Consider the following 16,302-nt stretch of genomic DNA (forward strand, 5'->3'; position numbering starts at 1 on the left):
ACGCCCCTGTTTCGTATACGATCAGTCCGCCAGTTGGCCGTCGCGCGCGACCACGCGCCCGCCTTTGACGACCAGTCCGCGCACCGGCACCCCGACCACCGCGGCCGCGGGTGCGGGCGCTCGCACGGTGAGCAGATCGGCGCGGGCGCCGGGCCGCAGGCCGTAGTCGGTCAGCCCCAGAACCTTCGCGCCGCCGTAGGTTCCGGCGGCGAGGGCCAGTTCGATCTCCTCGTCGGCCAGCAGCCGGTCGCGGAAGGCGACCGTGCCGATGCGGCGCAGCATGTCTCCGTCGCCGTACGGGGTCCACAGGTCGCGGATACCGTCGTTGCCCAGCGCGAGGGTCGCCCCGGCCGCGTGCATGACCCGCAGCGGGACCACCGGCGCGTCACCGACCGCGCAGGTCACCATGGCTACACCCGCTTCCGCCAGGCTTTCCGCGATGCGCTGCTGCTCGCCGGGCGGCAGCGCGCCCATCGCGTAGGCGTGGCTGATGGTGACCCGGCCGGCCAGTCCGGTCGCCCGGGTGCGTTCGATGATCAGGTCGAACTCCCAGGCGCCGAGCAAGCCGGGATCGTGCAGGTGGATATCGATTTTCACGCCGAACCGTTCGGCCAGGCCGAAGATCACGTCGAGCTGGCCGGTGGGGTCGCCGTCGAAACCGGCGGGGTCGATCCCGCCCACCACCTCCACACCGTCGGCGAGGGCCGCGGCCAGCAGCTCGGCCACACCCGGCCGGCACATCAGGCCGCCCTGCGGGAAGGCAACGAGTTCGACGTCCACGCGGTCGCGGTGGCGGGCGGCGGCGGCGCGCACCGCTTCGACGCCGGCCAGGCCCACTTCGGGGTCGATATCGATATGGCTGCGGACGTACGCCGTACCGCCGGCGACCATGGTGGCGAGCAGGTCCGCCGAGTAATCGGCATTGGGGATACCGAGTTCGCGACGCCGGCCCTCGCCGTTGGCGATCCGGCCCGCCAGCGAACGGCCACCGGTGTTGGGCACCCAGGGGCCGCCCCACAGGGTTTTGTCCAGATGGCAGTGGGTGTCGACGAAACCGGGCAGGACCAGCGCGCCGTCGAGATCGACGGATTCGGCGCCGGGCGCGGACAGGCCCGCGCCGATACTCTCGATCCGGCCGCCGCGGATCAGGATATCGGCCGTTTCGGCCGGTCGGCCGGGTTCCCACGGACGGCCGTTGCGGAGCAGGAGATCGGCGCCGGGCAGCGCATCGGACGCCTCGGTGAACTGGGGAGCAGACACTGCGGTTCCTTCTTTCGACAGGTTCAGGTGAACAACATGGCGGTGCCCGCACCGGCACCGAAGACGATCACCACGGCGCGGAACACGCCGGGGCGCAGGCGGTCGGCGATCTTGGCGCCGAGGGTCCCGCCGGCCAGGCACGCCGGTGCCAGCACGGCCACGGACCACCATTCGACGGGGCCGAAAAGCGCCACGGCCACGGTCGCGGTGGTCGAAACCGTCAGGGTCAGCGCACTTTTGAGGCCGTTCAGCAAATTGATCGAGGCGTCGATCCCGAGCGCGAGGGCCGTGAGCAGCACAATGCCCATGCCGCCGTTGAAGTACGCGCCGTAGACGCCACCCAGGAAAACGCCCGCGAACAGGGTGAACCGGGAATCTCGACCCTTCTCCGTGAGCCGTCGCGAGATCACCGGCTGGGCGGCGAACAGGGCGGTGGCCGCCAGCACCAGATAGGGCACCAGCGCGGCGAATACCTCGGGCGGCGCGGCCAGCAGCGCGATCACTCCGCCGACAGCGCCGGCGGTGCCGGTGAGGATCAATCGCGGGAGCAGGCTGCGGTGTTCGGTGAGCCGGGACCGCAGGGCGGCCGCGCCGCCCAGGTACCCGGGCCATACCGCGACGGCGTTGGTCACCGTCGCGGTGACGGGCGGCAGGCCGGTGGCCAGCAGCGCGGGAAACGACAGCAGGCTGCCCCCACCGGCGATGGCATTGCAGACACCGGCGCCGAACCCGGCCACCAGCAGTAGAAGCGCGTACGCGGGATCCATGATGTCCCTCCGATCCGAAATGAGTCAGGATCGTATACGAAACTCTCTGCCTATGCCGACCGAGCCGCCACGGAGCCCGCCCGAAACCCGGATATTTCGCGCGCACACCGGGCGATCGAGCCCGCGACCAGGCCGGTCGAACGGTCCGACCGTGTGATCCGTTCACCCCACACCGGCGTTCCGCGCCCGGACCTGGTATCCAGTGGAGTACCGGGCGGTGGATCGTATGCGACCGCGCCCCCGACCCAGGCGAGGACGATGTGGCCGGCAGTAACCCGCGAATGACCAAACAGCAGGTGTGCCGCGCACTCCGCGAGGACATCATCAACGGTGTCTTCGCCCCTGGTCAGCGGCTGACCGAGGATACGATCGCCGAGAGTTACGGGGTCTCCCGTGTCCCCGTTCGGGAGGCCTTGCGCACCTTGGAAGCCGAGGGCTTCGCATACTCACGCCCCTACGCCGGGACCTTCGTCGCCGAATTGACCGAGGACGAAGCCGCCGACCTGCTCGAAATCCGCGCCCTGCTGGAACCGCTGTGCGCCGGCCGCGCCGCGCTACGCCGCACCCCCGAACAACTCGGCCGCCTCAAAGAACTCACCACACTCGGCCAGGACGCCGTGCGCACCGGCCGGCTCGACGAGCTGACCAGGCTCAACAGCCGCTTCCACGAGGTCCTGGCCGAAGCGTCGGGCAGCACCCTGCTGACCCAGCTCATCACCCAGCTCGGCTGGAAGATCGCCTGGGTCTACGCGGTGGAACTCCCCCGCCGCGCCGCCGATTCCTGGCTCGAACACGAACACATCTGCGCCGCTCTGGAAGCCCGCGACGCGGAACGGGCCCAGCGGCTGGTCACCGAACATATCGGCCACGCGACCACCGCCTACCGCCTCCGGCACACCCGCTCCGCGCCGGCGCGTTCGTAACCTCCGCGAAGCATTCCGCGACCCCGCCGGAAACAGGCGGGTCGTATACAAACGGTGACGCATTCCGCCACCCCGGAGGTCCCGTTGCCGAACCCGCAGCCGCCGAGCGCACCTCGCTCATTTCCTCGCGCCGCCCAGCAGCCGCTGCCCCGCACCCCTGGGACCGGCATGCCCGGTCATGCTGGACTCAGCGTTGCGGCTCCCCTTCTCGGCGGCGGGGTCGACCCGTCGCCGACCACACCGAATCCGCGGCCCGGCCACACGGCCGATCCACTGACGGCGCGGCGAGCGCCGACGGCGGCACAGCACAGTGCGCACGATCCGATACCGGATCGCACGCTGAACCTGCCGCCCGGCCGTCCGGAAGATCGGCCGGATAGCGCTCACGCCGATCTTGTGCTGCGCAACGCCCATATCGACGACTCGGCCCCGCTCGTGGATATCGCCGTCACCGCCGGGGTCATCACCGCGGTCGGCCCGGACTTGGCGTGCGGCGCCGAGCAGGAGATCGACTGCGCCGCCCGGGTAGTGATCCCCGGCCTGGTCGAATCACATGTACATCTGGACAAGGCCCTGCTGGACCGCGAACGCACCGGCGACGGGACCCTCGCCCAGGCGATCGCCGTCACCGCGGAGCTGAAACGCGAGTTCACCGCCGCCTCGATCCGCGACCGCGCCCGCCGCGTCCTGGAACAAGCGATAACCAACGGCACCACAACGATTCGCGCTCACCCGGATGTCGACCCGATCGTCGGTCTCCTCGGTGTGAATACATTGCTCGAGCTACGCGAGGAGTTCCGCGGCCGGATCGATCTGCAGATCGTCGCCTTCCCGCAGGAGGGCATCCTACGTGCCCCCGGCACCCTCGCCCTGCTCCGCGAGGCACTGAACGCGGGCGCCGAGGTGATCGGCGGCTGCACCTACAACGAGGACTCGGTGGCACAGTGCCGCCGCCATATCGATCTGGTCTTCGATCTGGCCGCCGAATTCGAGGTCCCGGTGGACCTGCACGCCGATTTCGCCGACGACACCACCGACCCCCGTTTCGCCCTCGCCGACTACATCGCCGATGTCACCGAACGCACCGGCATGGGCGGCCGCGTCACCATCGGCCACGCCACCTCCCTGGCCGCCCGCCCACCCGCCGACCGGCAGCGAGTGCTGCGCCGCCTCGCCGAAGCGGGCGTGGCGGTGGTTCCGCTGCCGGCCACGGATATGTTCCTCGGCGGCCGCGGGGACAGCGCGAATATCCGCCGCGGTATCGCCCCCGTGCGCGAACTGTGGGCTGCGGGTGTACGAACCGCGTTCTCGTCCAACAATATTCGCAATGCGTTCACCCCCTACGGCAATGCCGACCTGCTCGATATCGGGCTGTTCCTGGCCCAGACCTCGCACCTGGCGGGCCCCGAGGATCTCACCCGAGTACTCGGTATGGCGACCTACGAAGCCGCCGCGGTCGTGGGGATAACCGAAAACTACGGCCTCCGCGAAGGCGCGGCCGCCGACCTCGTGGTCCTGTCCACGTACCGGGTCGCCGACGCGCTCCTGGACCGCCCCGATCGCTGCTACGTGATCAAATCGGGGCGTGTGGTCGCGCGGACGACCCGGAACAAGGAGTTGGTCCCGGCCGTCCCGGCGTAAGCGCCCTCGAGATTGCCCGGTCAGGCGGCCGATCGGTTGCCCTGGTGGATCAACGCGTCGATACGGCGTTGGTAGTCGTTGAATTCCGGGGCGGTCACTTCGCGGTCGCGGGGTAGTTCGATGTCGATGATGTCGCGGATATGGCCGGCCGTGCCGTGGGCGGTACCGCCGGCCATGACCACCACCCGGTCCGACAGGTACACCGCTTCTTCGACGCTGTGGGTGACGAAGACGACCGTGACGCCCGACTCCCGGTGGATCCGGCCGAGTTCGGCCTGCATATCGCTGCGGGTGAGGGCATCCAGGGCGCCGAACGGTTCGTCCATGAGCAGGACGGCGGGCCGGTTGGCCAGGACGCGGGCGATGGCGACGCGCTGCTGCATACCGCCGGAGAGCTGGTGCGGGAAGGAATCGCGAACGCGGGTCAGCCCTACGGTTTCGAGGCAGCGGGCGGTGGTTTCGCGGATATCGTCGCGGGTCATCCGGGCCTGTTTCGGACCGTAGGCGACGTTCTCGGCGACGGTGAGCCACGGGAACAGGCCGTAGTCCTGGAAGACCACGCCGCGGTCGGGGCCGGGGCCGGCCACGGGCTCGTCGCCGACCGTCACCACCCCCATCGTGGCGGTTTCGAAGCCGGCGAGGATCCGCAGCAGGGTCGATTTCCCGCAGCCGCTGGCACCGACGACGCAGACGAATTCGCCGGCGGCGATATCGAGTGTGACTCCTTCGACGGCCGGTCCGGGCGCGCCGGGATACCTTTTGCCCAGCTCGTCGAGAACGATCCGGGCCGGGCGGTGCGGGCGGCGGCGGGTGGAATAGATCTTCATACGATCACCTGGTCCGTGGTCATGGGAGGAGCGGGCGGCGGCCGACGAGCAGGCGGATGGCGAGCATCATGATGCGGTCGGCGAGGAATCCGGCCAGGCCGATCACGATCATCACGGCGACGATGAGGTCGGTACGCGATTGTTCCCGGGCCTGCGTGATCAACGCACCCAAACCCACTCGGATACCGACGGTTTCGCCGACGACGAGGATCACCCAGGAGAGGCCGAGAGCGATCCGCAACCCGGAGACGATGGTGGGTATCGCTGCGGGCAGCACCACTTTGTACAGGGTTTGCGCGGGCGGCGTGCCGAGCATGGCGGCGGCCTCGAACAAGCGGTCCGGTACCGCCCGGACACCGGCGACGGTGTTGATGAGAATGGAGAACACCGCGGCCAGGAAGACCAGGAAGATGGTCGCGCGGTCACCGAACCCGATGATGAGCAGCGAAAGCGGCGCCCACGCGGTCACCGGGATCGGCCGCACCAGGCCGAGAGTCGGTTCGAGCATCCGGTTCACGGTCCGCGAACGACCCATCAGGATGCCGAGCGGTACCGCGACGGCGGCCGCGATCGCGAATCCCTGCACCACCCGCAATGTGCTGGCGTACAGGTGCAGCCACAGGGTGCCGCTGTAGGTGTCGTCGACGATACCGCCGACGGCGAGGTCGGCGAGCCGGCGGGCCACCTCGTAGGGGGTCGGCAGGAATTGCATCTGGATACCGAACGGCAGGGTCCAGCCACCGCCGACGCCACGATCCCACAGCAGCAGCCCCAGCAGCGGCACCGGGAGCGCCCAGAGCACCGCGGCGACCCGGGCACCGGAGCGGGTCCGCCACGCCCGCCGCTCGGGTTCGCCCGCGGACTCGGGCAGGCGCGGCCGGCTCGTGGTCTCGGTCCGGGTATCGACCGTAGCCATCACTGGCTCGCCGGGGTGCCGAGGAACTCGGTCCGGAAGACCTCGGCCATATCGGGCGCGGTGGGTAGTTGATCGAACTCCAGCATCTGGCGCGCCAGTTCCGTGACCCGCTGCCGGAATTCGTCGTCGAGTTCCCAGCGCAGCATGACGTTCTGGATGGCGATATCGGTGACCGCGCGGTCCATTCCGAACGTTTCGACCAGTCCGGCCGCCCAGGCGTCGTGATCGCCCTGCATGAATTCGATAGCACGCGTGAAGCTTTGGACGGTCTCGCGGGCGCGATCGGGCTGCTCGTCCAGGAACCGGCCGTTCCCGCCGAGGACGATATTGGTGGCGCCGATCGGCGTTTCGTACGGCGAGAGGATCTGGTGCGCACCGGCCTGCCGGGCGATGGACACCCCCATTTCGGCGCTGAGGAACGCGTCCACCCGGCCCGCTGTGTAGGCGCCGGCCATATCCGAATACGCCAGGTTCACCAGTTGCACGTCGGTTTCCGGATCGAGCCCTTTGGCACTCAAGGTGAGTTTCAGCGCGATTTCCTGAGAGGACCCGGCGGGGAATCCGATCCGCTTACCGCGCAGATCCTGCACCGTGCGGATTTCGGGCCGCCCGACGAAACCGGACCCGCCGTCGGCGGCCGAGGCGATGATCGCGATGTCCTGATTCGCGGCGATACCGGCGAGCATCGCGGGGGCGCCCAGGACGCCGATATCGACGGCGCCGGAGGCCAGCGCGTTCTTGATATCCGGCGAATTCTCGAACAGCACGATTTCGTAGGTGGTGCCCTGCGGGGCGAACCGCTGCATGAAGTACGGCGCGTACAGGTGGGGTTGCCCGCGCAGCGTCCCGATCCGGATCGCGCCGGGGTCGCCGCCGGCGCTGTCGGGGGCGGCGATACATCCGGTCAGCCCGGCCACCGCGAGCAACAGCACACCGATGATCGAGAACAGCTGGTGGAATGGACGTTTCATACTGGTTCCTCACTGTGCGGCGAGCCCTCGGCCGGAACAGCGGCGATGCTGAGTGCGAGGCTGATCAGGGAACGGTCGGTGCCCGGCGCGCCCACCAGGCACACTCCGCTGGGGCCGCCCTCATCGCGGCCCAGCGGCAGGGTCACCGCGGGCAGGCCCGCGATCGACGCGAGACAGGTCAGGCGCAGGGTGCGTGCGCGGGTGGATTCGCGGAGGTCGGAGCCCGCCGTGCGAAGTGGCGGTGGGGTCGCGGCGGCGGGGAGCAGCAGGACCCGGTCACCGAGGGTGGTCCGGATGCGGTCCGCGGCGGCCGCGAGCTCGGCGCGCGCGGCGGACGCCTGTTCGGCGGTCACCGTCGCGGCGAAGGCGAACCGCTGCGCCACGTCCGGTTCCAACTCACCGGGGTGCGCGGCGACCCATTCTCCGTGGTTCGCCCACGCTTCATACGCCTGGACCACGCGAAACGCGGAGAGCCAGCCGTCGGGCGGATAGATGCCGACCGGTTCGGCCTCGCACGCGCCCGCCAGCCGATGGACCGCCGATCCGATGCCGGAGTCGGCGGCGGCGCATAATCGGTCATCGACAACGAAACCGGCCGGGGTCGCGGTATCGGGGCCGGCCAGGCATTCCGCCACGGCGGCCAGCGTTTCCCCATCCGCGGTAACCCAGCCGACGGTGTCGAACGACTGCGCCAGCGGCAGCAGTCCGGTGGTGTCGATCCGACCGTGGGTCGTGCGTATCCCCCACAAGCCCTGATACGCCGCCGGGACCCGGATCGACCCGGCGGTATCCGTACCGAGCCCGATATCGGCCTCACCACGAGCCACCGCCACCGCGGGCCCGCTTGTCGATCCGCCCGGAATACGTTCGGGCGCCGCCGGATTGACCGGCATACCGTAGCGCCCGTTGCTACCGGTGAGGCTGTAGGCGAACTCGTCGGTTTGCGCGATCCCCGCAATTTCGGCACCTGCGGCCAGCAACCATGCCACCGCGGCGGCATGGTGCACCGCGGGCCGCTGCTCACGGACAAAAGCCTGAACCCCGGCCCCGATGGTGAATCCCGACAGCGCGTACAGATCTTTCACCGCGACAGTCGCACCGGCGAGCGGGCCGGTCGCGGTGGCCGCGATCAGGGGTGCCCCTCGCAGTCTCCACACCGCCGGATCGGCACCTCGCGCGTAGTTGCTCTCCCCCTCCGGGGCAGCTCGATCGGCGCGGCCGCCGGCCGCACCGGCTCGGTCAGCCGCCGCAGCCGGGTTCCCATCCACAACAGCGCAGGCGCCGACCCGGGCGACCGGAGTCGGGCGCGTGCCCCAGACCCGCCCCATTCCGGCACCTGCGGCCGCACCTGTCCCGGCGCGGTCGGCGGCGCCGGTATTGCCGGCGGCCGCTCCGACGCAGGCTTTCCCGCGCTCGGCCCCGCCGCCCGCCGAGCCCATCACACGCGTTCCAGGATGCGGCGGGCGAACGCGGTGCCCGCGCCCGCGCCGAAATCGGATCGGCGGACCGCGCCGTGCACTCCGCGCACCTGGTCGACGGCCTGGGAGATGGTGAAATCGGCGGCGGCGCTGAGGTACAGGTAGGCCTGCCGGGGGTCGGCATCGAACAGACCGGTGACCAGGTCGATCGCGTGGTCGACGCAGAGTTCGAGGGCGGTGTTCAGGTCGGGATGCATTCCGGTGGGGATCAGCAAGCCGTGCGCGGCGGCGAACGGGCCGATCCGGCCGCCGAAACCGCCCGCGATCTCTGCCGCGGGTATCACGTCCACGGTGAGGGTGGCGCGCAGCGGCGCTTCCAGGGCGGTCAGCGCGACCTCACCGTCGCCCTGGGCGAAATGGGGGTCACCGATATACAGCAGCGCCTCGGGTGCCTGGACCGGGAGGAACAGGGTCGCGCCCGGGGTGAGGAGTTTGACGTCGATATTGCCGCCGTGCGGGCCGGGTGGGACCGAGCCCACGCGGATGCCGGTATCGGTGGCCACCCCGATGATTCCCAGGAACGGGTCCAGCGGGAATACGGCGCTGCCGGCCCGTCCCGCGGTATCGAGGGGCATGGCACCGAACCAGCGGCCGTCCCGTTCCCGGACCCGGCAGAACTGCCCGTAGTCACCGTCGAATCCCGGCCGGCCGGCCAGTACACCGCGACCGTGCCGGGTCGACACCACCCCGTAGGGTGCGCGCATGGCGAGGTCGTCGATCCGGACCGCCAGCAGATCGCCGGGCCGCGCACCGTCGACCGCGATCGGCCCGGTGACGATATGCGGCCCGGCGCCCGGTTCGCGTCGGCGCCGTGCGGCCACGGCGACCGCGTCGTCGAGTACGTCCGCGGGGTCCACGCCGTGGGTTCCGAAGTAGCGCACCGGGTCCGAACCCTGGTCTTCGAGGATGCCCTCGTGGCTGACGGTATCGATCACCACCGTCGATCCGGGCGCGATCGTGGCGACCGCGGTATCCGTCCGGCACGGCAGCCGGCCCCAGAGCACCTTGCCGGGATCGGCCGGTATGTAGACCGCGCCCGGCTCGATTCCCGAATCCTGCTGCAGCACCGGAAATGCGGCGGCACACTCCTGCCCGATCAGCGTCGTCACCGCGACCTCCTCATTGGTCAGACCACCTGATGCACCGACCGTAAGGCGTGGCAGCCGCGGCGGCGACCCCGGCGGACGAACGTAACCACCGATTTACCGGCGAGCAATACGGCCTCGAAAACCACTAGTAATCGGTAACTTTCCCGAAGCATTCCGACACAGCGGGGGTACGCGGCGGCAGCCTGGAAGCTGATACGTTGTAGCCGTCCCGCAGCGATCCCTGGATATTGGTCGGACCACCGGTCCGGCCGCCCGGGCCGATCCCGCGCGATGACCGGAACGAGGAGGGGACGCCCATGACCTTCGCTTCGATACCGCCGATGCGCCGCCCCGCGCGCAGCGTCGGCGCCGAGGTGGCGGCGCATCTGGAACGCCTGATCATCAGCGGCGAACTGCGCGCCGGTGATCGGCTCCCCCCGGAGCGCGAACTCGCCGCGAATCTGAACGTCTCCCGCTCCTCGCTGCGCGAGGCGATGTTCGAATTGGAAGCCAAGAAGCTGGTCCAGCGGCGGCAGGGCCGCGGCAGCACGGTCGCCGATATCCCGCCGGCGGCCGCGCAATTACGCGGGAACCTGGCCGATCTCGATATCGAACTCGGCTACGCCACCGAACTCCGCGATCTGGTCGAGCCGCGGATAGCCCAGCTGGCCGCCCTGCGGGCCGTCGAATCGAATCTGCTCTCGCTCGACGAGGTACTCACCCGCTCGAACGAGAACCTCGCCGCCGAGGAATCGATGCGCCTCGATATCGAATTCCACACCCTGCTGGCCCATGCCGCCCAGAACCCGCTGCTGGTCACCCTGTGCACCATGACCACGGAATGGACACGCAACACCCGCGTGCTGTCGCATCGCACCGCGCTCGGCCGCCGGATCTCCGTCCACGGCCACGAAATGATCTACCGGGCGGTCGCCGAGCACGACGGCCCGGCCGCCGCGGCCGCGATGGAACAGCATCTGCGTGAGGTCCGCGAGATCAGCACCGCACCGGCCGGATCCTGAACCCGAGGCCGAATCAAACACGCTGCCCAGCAATCCGTTTCGTTGCTACCGTGGTTCATGGGGATCGTCAGCTGGGTACTCGCGGCAGTGATGGCGGTGTTGATCATCGCGTTCATCATCGATGATGCGCGCTACCGGGCCCTGATCCGCCGGCACAAGAGCGAGGGAACGTGGCCCGGCGGCGGACGAGAACGGCTCTGGAGCGCCGGCGCCGCGGGCGGTGGCAGCAGTAGCGGCGGGGGCGGGGACAGCAGCGGCGACGACGGCGGTAGTGGCTGCTCAAGCGGCGGCGGTTGTGGCGGTGGCTGCTCAAGCGGCGGCGGTGGGGGCGGTTGCGGCGGGGGTGGTGGAGGCGGCGGTTGTGGTGGCGGGGGAGGTTGAGCCGCCCGGCCGCGAGGGGGCGGCGCCGGGTCGGGGCCCACTGCCCGTAGCGTGCTGTGCAGACGGCGCCGACGAGGAGGCAGATATGGGCGGGGTCGACAGCGGACATACCGTTCGGATCGGTGACCGGGATGTTTTCTGTACGGAATCGGGCTCCGGACCCGCTGTGCTGCTGTTGCACGGTGGCGGTCCCGGGGCATCCGGCCTGACGGCCTACGCCCGCAATGTGGCGGCGCTGGCGCGCCGGTTCCGCGTGATCGTCCCCGATATGCCCGGCTACGGGCGGTCGAGCAAACGAATCGACCACTCCGACCCCTTCGGCGACCTGGCGGCAGCCATGACCGGCCTGCTGGACGCGATCGATCTGCCCAGCGCACACGTCGTGGGCAATTCCTACGGCGGCGCGGCGGCCCTGCGGATGGCGATGGACTCACCGGCGAAAGTGGACCGGCTCGTACTCCTCGCCCCCGGCGGTATCGGCACCACCCGCGCTTTACCGACCGCGGGCCTGCGCGCCCTGCTCGCCTACTACGGCGGCGACGGGCCGAGCCGGGACAAACTCGCGACATTCCTGCGCGAGTACCTGGTGTACGACCCGAGTGTCATCACCGAGGAGATGATCGACAACCGCTACCGGGCCAGTCTCGACCCCGAGGTTGTCGCGAACCCACCGCTGCGCCGCCCCTCGGGCCCGTCCGCGCCGCGCACCCTGATGCGTATGGACCTCACCCGGGATTCCCGGTTGAGCCTGGTCCCGCACCGGACCCTGGTCGTCTGGGGTGCCGAGGACAGAGTCAACCGCCCCTCGGGCGCGAAACTACTGGCCCGCCGGATGCCGCACTGCGATGTATACCTCCCCGCGGCCACCGGGCACTGGGTGCAGGGCGAACGACCCGACTTCTTCAACAACCTGGCGACGGCCTTCCTCGGCGAAACAGCCTGATCCGCGCTTCCGCCGAATACCCCGAACGGCGGTTCACTTTCCGCTAATGTCGCGCACACCGGGCTACCGTCCGGTGAGGCCGGCGCCGTGCCACGACGCGGGCCCCGATATAGGCTCGGCGGTCGGTCACCCGATCGCGATGTTTCCGTAGAGGAGCAGCATGTACCCCGGCGCGCATGTCGATCGATTCCCTGATAAACCGGCCGTCATCCTCGCCGGGACCGGTGAGACGCTGACCTATCGGGAACTCGAGGACAATTCCGTCCGCCTCGCCCGGCACCTGTACGACGCCGGTTTGCGTAAGGGCGATCACCTCGCACTGCTGTCCGGGAACGACCCGAAGGTGTACGAGGTCTACTGGGCGGCATTGCGATCCGGGCTTTACATCACCGCCGTGAACAGCCATCTGTCGCCGGGCGAGATCAGCTATATCGTCAACGATTGCGGTGCGCGGGCGCTGATCGCCTCGGCCGGTCTGCGCGAGGCCGCCGAGAAGATCGTCGGCGAAACCCCGGGTGTGGAGATCCGGCTGGCCTTCGGGGGCGCGGTCGAGGGCCACGGGTCCTATGAGGACGCGCTGGCCGGTGCCTCCGCCGAACCTCTGGCCGACCAACCCCGGGGCGCCGATATGCTCTATTCCTCCGGCACCACCGGGCGCCCGAAGGGCATCAAACATCCGCTGCCGGAGCGGCAGGTCGGTGATCCGCCGGGTGATACCTACACCGCGGTCTTCGGCCCCCTCTACGGATTCGATACCGAGACCGTCTACCTGTCCCCCGCTCCGCTCTACCACGCGGCGCCGCTGCGGTTCGGGGGCGTGGTGCACGCCCTCGGCGGGACACTGGTGGTGCTGGAACGCTTCGACGCCGAACAAGCCTTGGCCGCTATCGAGCGCTACCGGGTCACGCACAGCCAGTGGGTGCCGACCATGTTCGTCCGGATGCTCAAACTCGACGAGTCGGTTCGCTCCCGCTACGACGTGTCGAGTCTGCGGGTGGCCGTGCATGCCGCCGCGCCGTGCCCGGTGGAGGTCAAGCGCGCGATGATCGACTGGTGGGGGCCGGTGCTGCACGAGTACTACGCCTCGACCGAGGGCAACGGCGCCACCTTCATCGACAGTGAGCAGTGGTTGCGGAAACCGGGGTCGGTGGGCCCCGCCGGGCTGGGTGCGGTCCGGATCTGCGGCGAGGACGGCGCGGAACTGCCGCGCGGCGAGATAGGCACGATCTATTTCGAACGCGAGGAAGTGCCGTTCGGCTATCACAACGATTCGGCGAAAACCGAGCAGGCCATCCATCCGCAGCATCCGACCTGGACCACCACCGGCGATATCGGCTACCTGGACGAGGACGATTTCCTGTTCCTCACCGACCGCAAGGCGTTCATGATCATCTCCGGTGGCGTGAACATCTACCCGCAGGAGATCGAGGACGCGCTCGCCCTGCACGAGAAGGTGCTCGATGTCGCGGTGATCGGCGTCCCCGACGAGGAGATGGGCGAATCGGTGAAAGCAGTCGTCCAGCCGGCGCCCGGCGCCGAACCCGGCCCGGATCTCGCCGCGGAACTACGCGAGTACCTGCGCCCCCGGATCGCGGGCTACAAGATCCCGCGCACCGTCGATTTCGCCGACGAACTCCCCCGCACCCCGACGGGCAAACTGGTCAAGGGCAAACTCCGCGCCCAGTACCTCTGACACTTTCGACCGGCGGCCCACGGGCCCTGTCCCCCGGGCCGCCCGGTGCCGGATAATCGGCAGCGAGCCAACTGCCGAACCGGAGACACCATGCCCACGCCGACCGGCGAACCAGCCTTTTCCGAGTATGTGGCCGCCGACCGGGTCCGCCCGTGAACCGGGCGGTACGGCGGTCGCCTCGTCAGGACAGATCCCGCTTCACCGTCGATACCCTGCTCGAAGCCGCGGCCCAGCTGTTCGGGCGCGACGGCCTGGCCGCGACCACCAACCACATCGCCGAGCGCGCCGGCACGTCGATAGGCACGCTGTACCAGTATTTTCCGGATAAGCAGGCCATTCTGCGCGCGCTCGCCCAGCGGCACGTCGCCGAGGCCGCGGCGCGTCTGGGCGCGGTACTCGACGAACTGCGGGCCACCGAACCACCGTTCGAGTCGGCGCTGCGCGCGGTGCTGGACGTGGTCGTCGACCTCCACCGCGACCATCCCGGATTGCACGCCCTGATGCACCGGACAGCGCTGCGGGAGGCCGGCGAACTGGCAGCGATCCATGCCCTCGAGGACCATCTCGCGAGCGAGATCGCGCACCACCTCCGCCGCTGCGATCGCGGTGGCCCCGACCCGGCGTTCACCGCTCGCATCCTGGTGCACACGATCGACGCGCAGGTGCATCGTGTGCATCCACGTCATCCGATGATCACCGACGATCTGATGGCAGTGGCCGGCCGGCTGGCGCCACCCGCGTCAGCGCCCTGATCGGCCCGCTTCGGCGAGGACCGCGCGCAGCGCCCCCGCCAGCTGGGCAACGCCCGGTTCCTCGACGGGAAAGTGCCCGCAGTTGTCGAGCAGCACCCGCTCGCACCGCCCGGGAATCCGTTCCAGAAAACGGGTACTCAGCTCGGGTGGCGTCCAGCGGTCGGCGGCGGGATGGACCAGGGTGACCGGTGCGGCGGTGAATGTCTCCGGGGCCGTGTGCCGGTAGTCGGCGAAGCTACGGAGGAATCCGAGCGGAACGCGGGCTCCACCGCCCAGTGGATCGGCCGCGCACAATCGCGACAGGTCCGGGTCGAGGCTCATCCGGTCCATGTAGGCGATCCAGCGGATCGGCACGCGCAGCCGGCCGCATACCGGGTCGAGCCACCGCAGCAGCCGTGGGCCGAGCCGGCTGGGCAGGTTCCAGCGGGTCGCGGTGGCGAGCGCCGCCGGGTCGGCGGGGTCCAGCAGGCAGGTCGCCACGACATGGGTTACCGCGCCGGTGCGGGCGGCGACCTCGTAGGCCAGCATCCCGCCCATACTCGCGCCGAACAGCACCAGCGGCCGGTCGTCGGCCTGCTCGTGCACCAGATCGCAGAGGAGCTCGACCCAGTCGCCGTAGCGCACCCCGCGCGGATCCGGTTCGATCGTCCGCCCGTACAGCGGAAGATCCACGGCCGTGGCATCCACGTTCTCGCGCAGACCCAGCGCGACCACCGGCCAGAGCAGACCCGAGTGCCCGCCCGCGCCGTGGATGGCCAGGACCCGCACCGGGGCATCGGATACCGCGGCACGCAGCAGATGGACCCGGCGGCCGCGCCACTCCCACCAGTCGGATATCGGCTCGGCCGCCGGATCGGGCCGGTAGGACTCGGGCAGGAACTCGGCGTATGCGCGATGTGTTCGGGCGTTCATATTTTCAGCCTCGGTGCCCGGCCGACCCCCGGCAACTCGCGTTCCGCGCCTCGAAAAAGCCGATCCGACCTGCGGAAACACCTCCGCCACCCGAAGCTGCTCGGATTCGGTCCGCGAACGGGGATGCGCGGGCGACGTTTGCCGCGCCGGAACCGGGAAATACCGCGGTCGAACAGGACCGGTCCGCACACGAGTGGGGCAGGAGAGCTGGGTGATGACCGACGATGCGGAAAAACGCTGGTCCGACGACGGGAGCTTCCGCCGGGCCACGCGCTACGCGCTGACGGTGCTGGGCGTCGCGGCGCTGGTGTGCGCCGCGGCCGCGATCTGGTCCGCGGCGGCGCAGTGCCGCGACGCCGACACCCTGCTGTGCGATACGCCGGCGCGGGTCGCGATCCTGTTCGGCCCCGGCATCGTGTTGTTCCTCGGCGGGATCGGGGCGTTCGTGGAGACGATCCGCGTGTGGCGGCGCGGCGGTACCTGGCCGATCTGGCAGGGGGCGGGCTGGTTCCTGTTCCTGATCATGCTGTTCTACCTCGGGATCGGCGCCACCACGATTCCCGCGGACTGACCCGGCACACCCGGATTCCGTACTTGCGGCCGTCCACCGGCGGGAAGCACTCCGGTAGCCCTGCTAACCCGCACGCACGTGTGGCAGACTTTCGAGGAATGCTCGGACTGCGGCCACTCGATTCGCTGGGGTCGGCAGGGGCCGTACGCGGAAGGTG

15 protein-coding genes are annotated in these 16,302 nt (G+C 69.7%); 7 read left to right on the plus strand and 8 right to left on the minus strand.

What is annotated here, in order from left to right; translation table 11 throughout:
* Nucleotides 1-21: 21 nt before the first annotated feature.
* Nucleotides 22-1,260: an amidohydrolase gene (locus tag ACQEVO_RS24590; RefSeq protein ID WP_432917472.1), complete on the minus strand. Its 1,239-nt coding sequence runs from the start codon at nt 1,258-1,260 to the stop codon at nt 22-24.
* A gap of 23 nt (nt 1,261-1,283) precedes the next feature.
* Complete coding sequence (locus tag ACQEVO_RS24595) at nt 1,284-2,027, minus strand: sulfite exporter TauE/SafE family protein (RefSeq protein WP_432917475.1); 744 nt, start codon at nt 2,025-2,027, stop codon at nt 1,284-1,286.
* A gap of 281 nt (nt 2,028-2,308) precedes the next feature.
* On the opposite strand from ACQEVO_RS24595, the gene ACQEVO_RS24600 reads away from it, so the two are divergent.
* Together ACQEVO_RS24600 and ACQEVO_RS24605 are read left to right on the plus strand one after the other, a co-directional pair.
* Nucleotides 2,309-2,950 (plus strand): GntR family transcriptional regulator, encoded by a 642-nt coding sequence (locus ACQEVO_RS24600; protein ID WP_432917478.1) that lies wholly within the window; start codon nt 2,309-2,311, stop codon nt 2,948-2,950.
* Between the two features lie 396 nt (nt 2,951-3,346).
* Complete coding sequence (locus tag ACQEVO_RS24605; protein ID WP_432917481.1) at nt 3,347-4,591, plus strand: amidohydrolase family protein; 1,245 nt, start codon at nt 3,347-3,349, stop codon at nt 4,589-4,591.
* A gap of 20 nt (nt 4,592-4,611) precedes the next feature.
* Here the strand turns inward: ACQEVO_RS24605 and ACQEVO_RS24610 are convergent, their stop codons facing one another.
* The 5 genes from ACQEVO_RS24610 to ACQEVO_RS24630 all read right to left on the minus strand — a co-directional run bounded on the left by ACQEVO_RS24610 (nt 4,612) and on the right by ACQEVO_RS24630 (nt 9,892).
* Nucleotides 4,612-5,418 (minus strand): ABC transporter ATP-binding protein, encoded by an 807-nt coding sequence (locus ACQEVO_RS24610; protein ID WP_432917484.1) that lies wholly within the window; start codon nt 5,416-5,418, stop codon nt 4,612-4,614.
* Between the two features lie 19 nt (nt 5,419-5,437).
* Entirely contained in the window at nt 5,438-6,334 is an 897-nt protein-coding gene (locus ACQEVO_RS24615; RefSeq protein ID WP_432917487.1) for an ABC transporter permease, read from the minus strand.
* Nucleotides 6,334-7,305, minus strand: a complete 972-nt coding sequence (locus tag ACQEVO_RS24620; protein ID WP_432917490.1) for an ABC transporter substrate-binding protein — start codon at nt 7,303-7,305, stop codon at nt 6,334-6,336. The genes ACQEVO_RS24615 and ACQEVO_RS24620 overlap by 1 nt, the downstream gene beginning before the upstream one ends.
* On the minus strand, nt 7,302-8,462 hold the full coding sequence (locus ACQEVO_RS24625; RefSeq protein WP_432917493.1) for an amidase family protein: 1,161 nt from the start codon (nt 8,460-8,462) through the stop codon (nt 7,302-7,304). Before ACQEVO_RS24625 ends, ACQEVO_RS24620 begins: the two co-directional genes overlap by 4 nt.
* Nucleotides 8,463-8,743: 281 nt before the next feature.
* Nucleotides 8,744-9,892 carry an acetamidase/formamidase family protein gene (locus ACQEVO_RS24630; protein ID WP_432917496.1) on the minus strand — a complete coding sequence of 383 codons (1,149 nt, stop codon included), beginning with the start codon at nt 9,890-9,892 and terminating at the stop codon, nt 8,744-8,746.
* A 296-nt stretch (nt 9,893-10,188) separates the two neighbouring features.
* On the opposite strand from ACQEVO_RS24630, the gene ACQEVO_RS24635 reads away from it, so the two are divergent.
* The 4 genes from ACQEVO_RS24635 to ACQEVO_RS24650 all read left to right on the plus strand — a co-directional run bounded on the left by ACQEVO_RS24635 (nt 10,189) and on the right by ACQEVO_RS24650 (nt 14,662).
* Nucleotides 10,189-10,893 carry a FadR/GntR family transcriptional regulator gene (locus ACQEVO_RS24635; protein ID WP_432917499.1) on the plus strand — a complete coding sequence of 235 codons (705 nt, stop codon included), beginning with the start codon at nt 10,189-10,191 and terminating at the stop codon, nt 10,891-10,893.
* Nucleotides 10,894-11,359: 466 nt separating this feature from the next.
* Nucleotides 11,360-12,217, plus strand: coding sequence for an alpha/beta fold hydrolase (locus ACQEVO_RS24640; protein ID WP_432917502.1), 858 nt, complete (start codon nt 11,360-11,362; stop codon nt 12,215-12,217).
* Between the two features lie 160 nt (nt 12,218-12,377).
* On the plus strand, nt 12,378-13,910 hold the full coding sequence (locus ACQEVO_RS24645) for an acyl-CoA synthetase (protein WP_432917505.1): 1,533 nt from the start codon (nt 12,378-12,380) through the stop codon (nt 13,908-13,910).
* A 152-nt stretch (nt 13,911-14,062) separates the two neighbouring features.
* Nucleotides 14,063-14,662 (plus strand): TetR/AcrR family transcriptional regulator, encoded by a 600-nt coding sequence (locus ACQEVO_RS24650; protein WP_432917507.1) that lies wholly within the window; start codon nt 14,063-14,065, stop codon nt 14,660-14,662.
* On the opposite strand, the gene ACQEVO_RS24655 is transcribed toward ACQEVO_RS24650, so the two are convergent.
* Complete coding sequence (locus ACQEVO_RS24655) at nt 14,651-15,574, minus strand: alpha/beta fold hydrolase (RefSeq protein WP_432917510.1); 924 nt, start codon at nt 15,572-15,574, stop codon at nt 14,651-14,653. The genes ACQEVO_RS24650 and ACQEVO_RS24655 overlap by 12 nt on opposite strands.
* A gap of 214 nt (nt 15,575-15,788) precedes the next feature.
* On the opposite strand from ACQEVO_RS24655, the gene ACQEVO_RS24660 reads away from it, so the two are divergent.
* Nucleotides 15,789-16,145: a hypothetical protein gene (locus ACQEVO_RS24660; protein WP_432917513.1), complete on the plus strand. Its 357-nt coding sequence runs from the start codon at nt 15,789-15,791 to the stop codon at nt 16,143-16,145.
* Nucleotides 16,146-16,302 lie beyond the last annotated feature (157 nt).

Source organism: Nocardia sp. CA-290969 (assembly GCF_050936135.1).
Taxonomy (GTDB): Bacteria; Actinomycetota; Actinomycetes; order Mycobacteriales; family Mycobacteriaceae; genus Nocardia.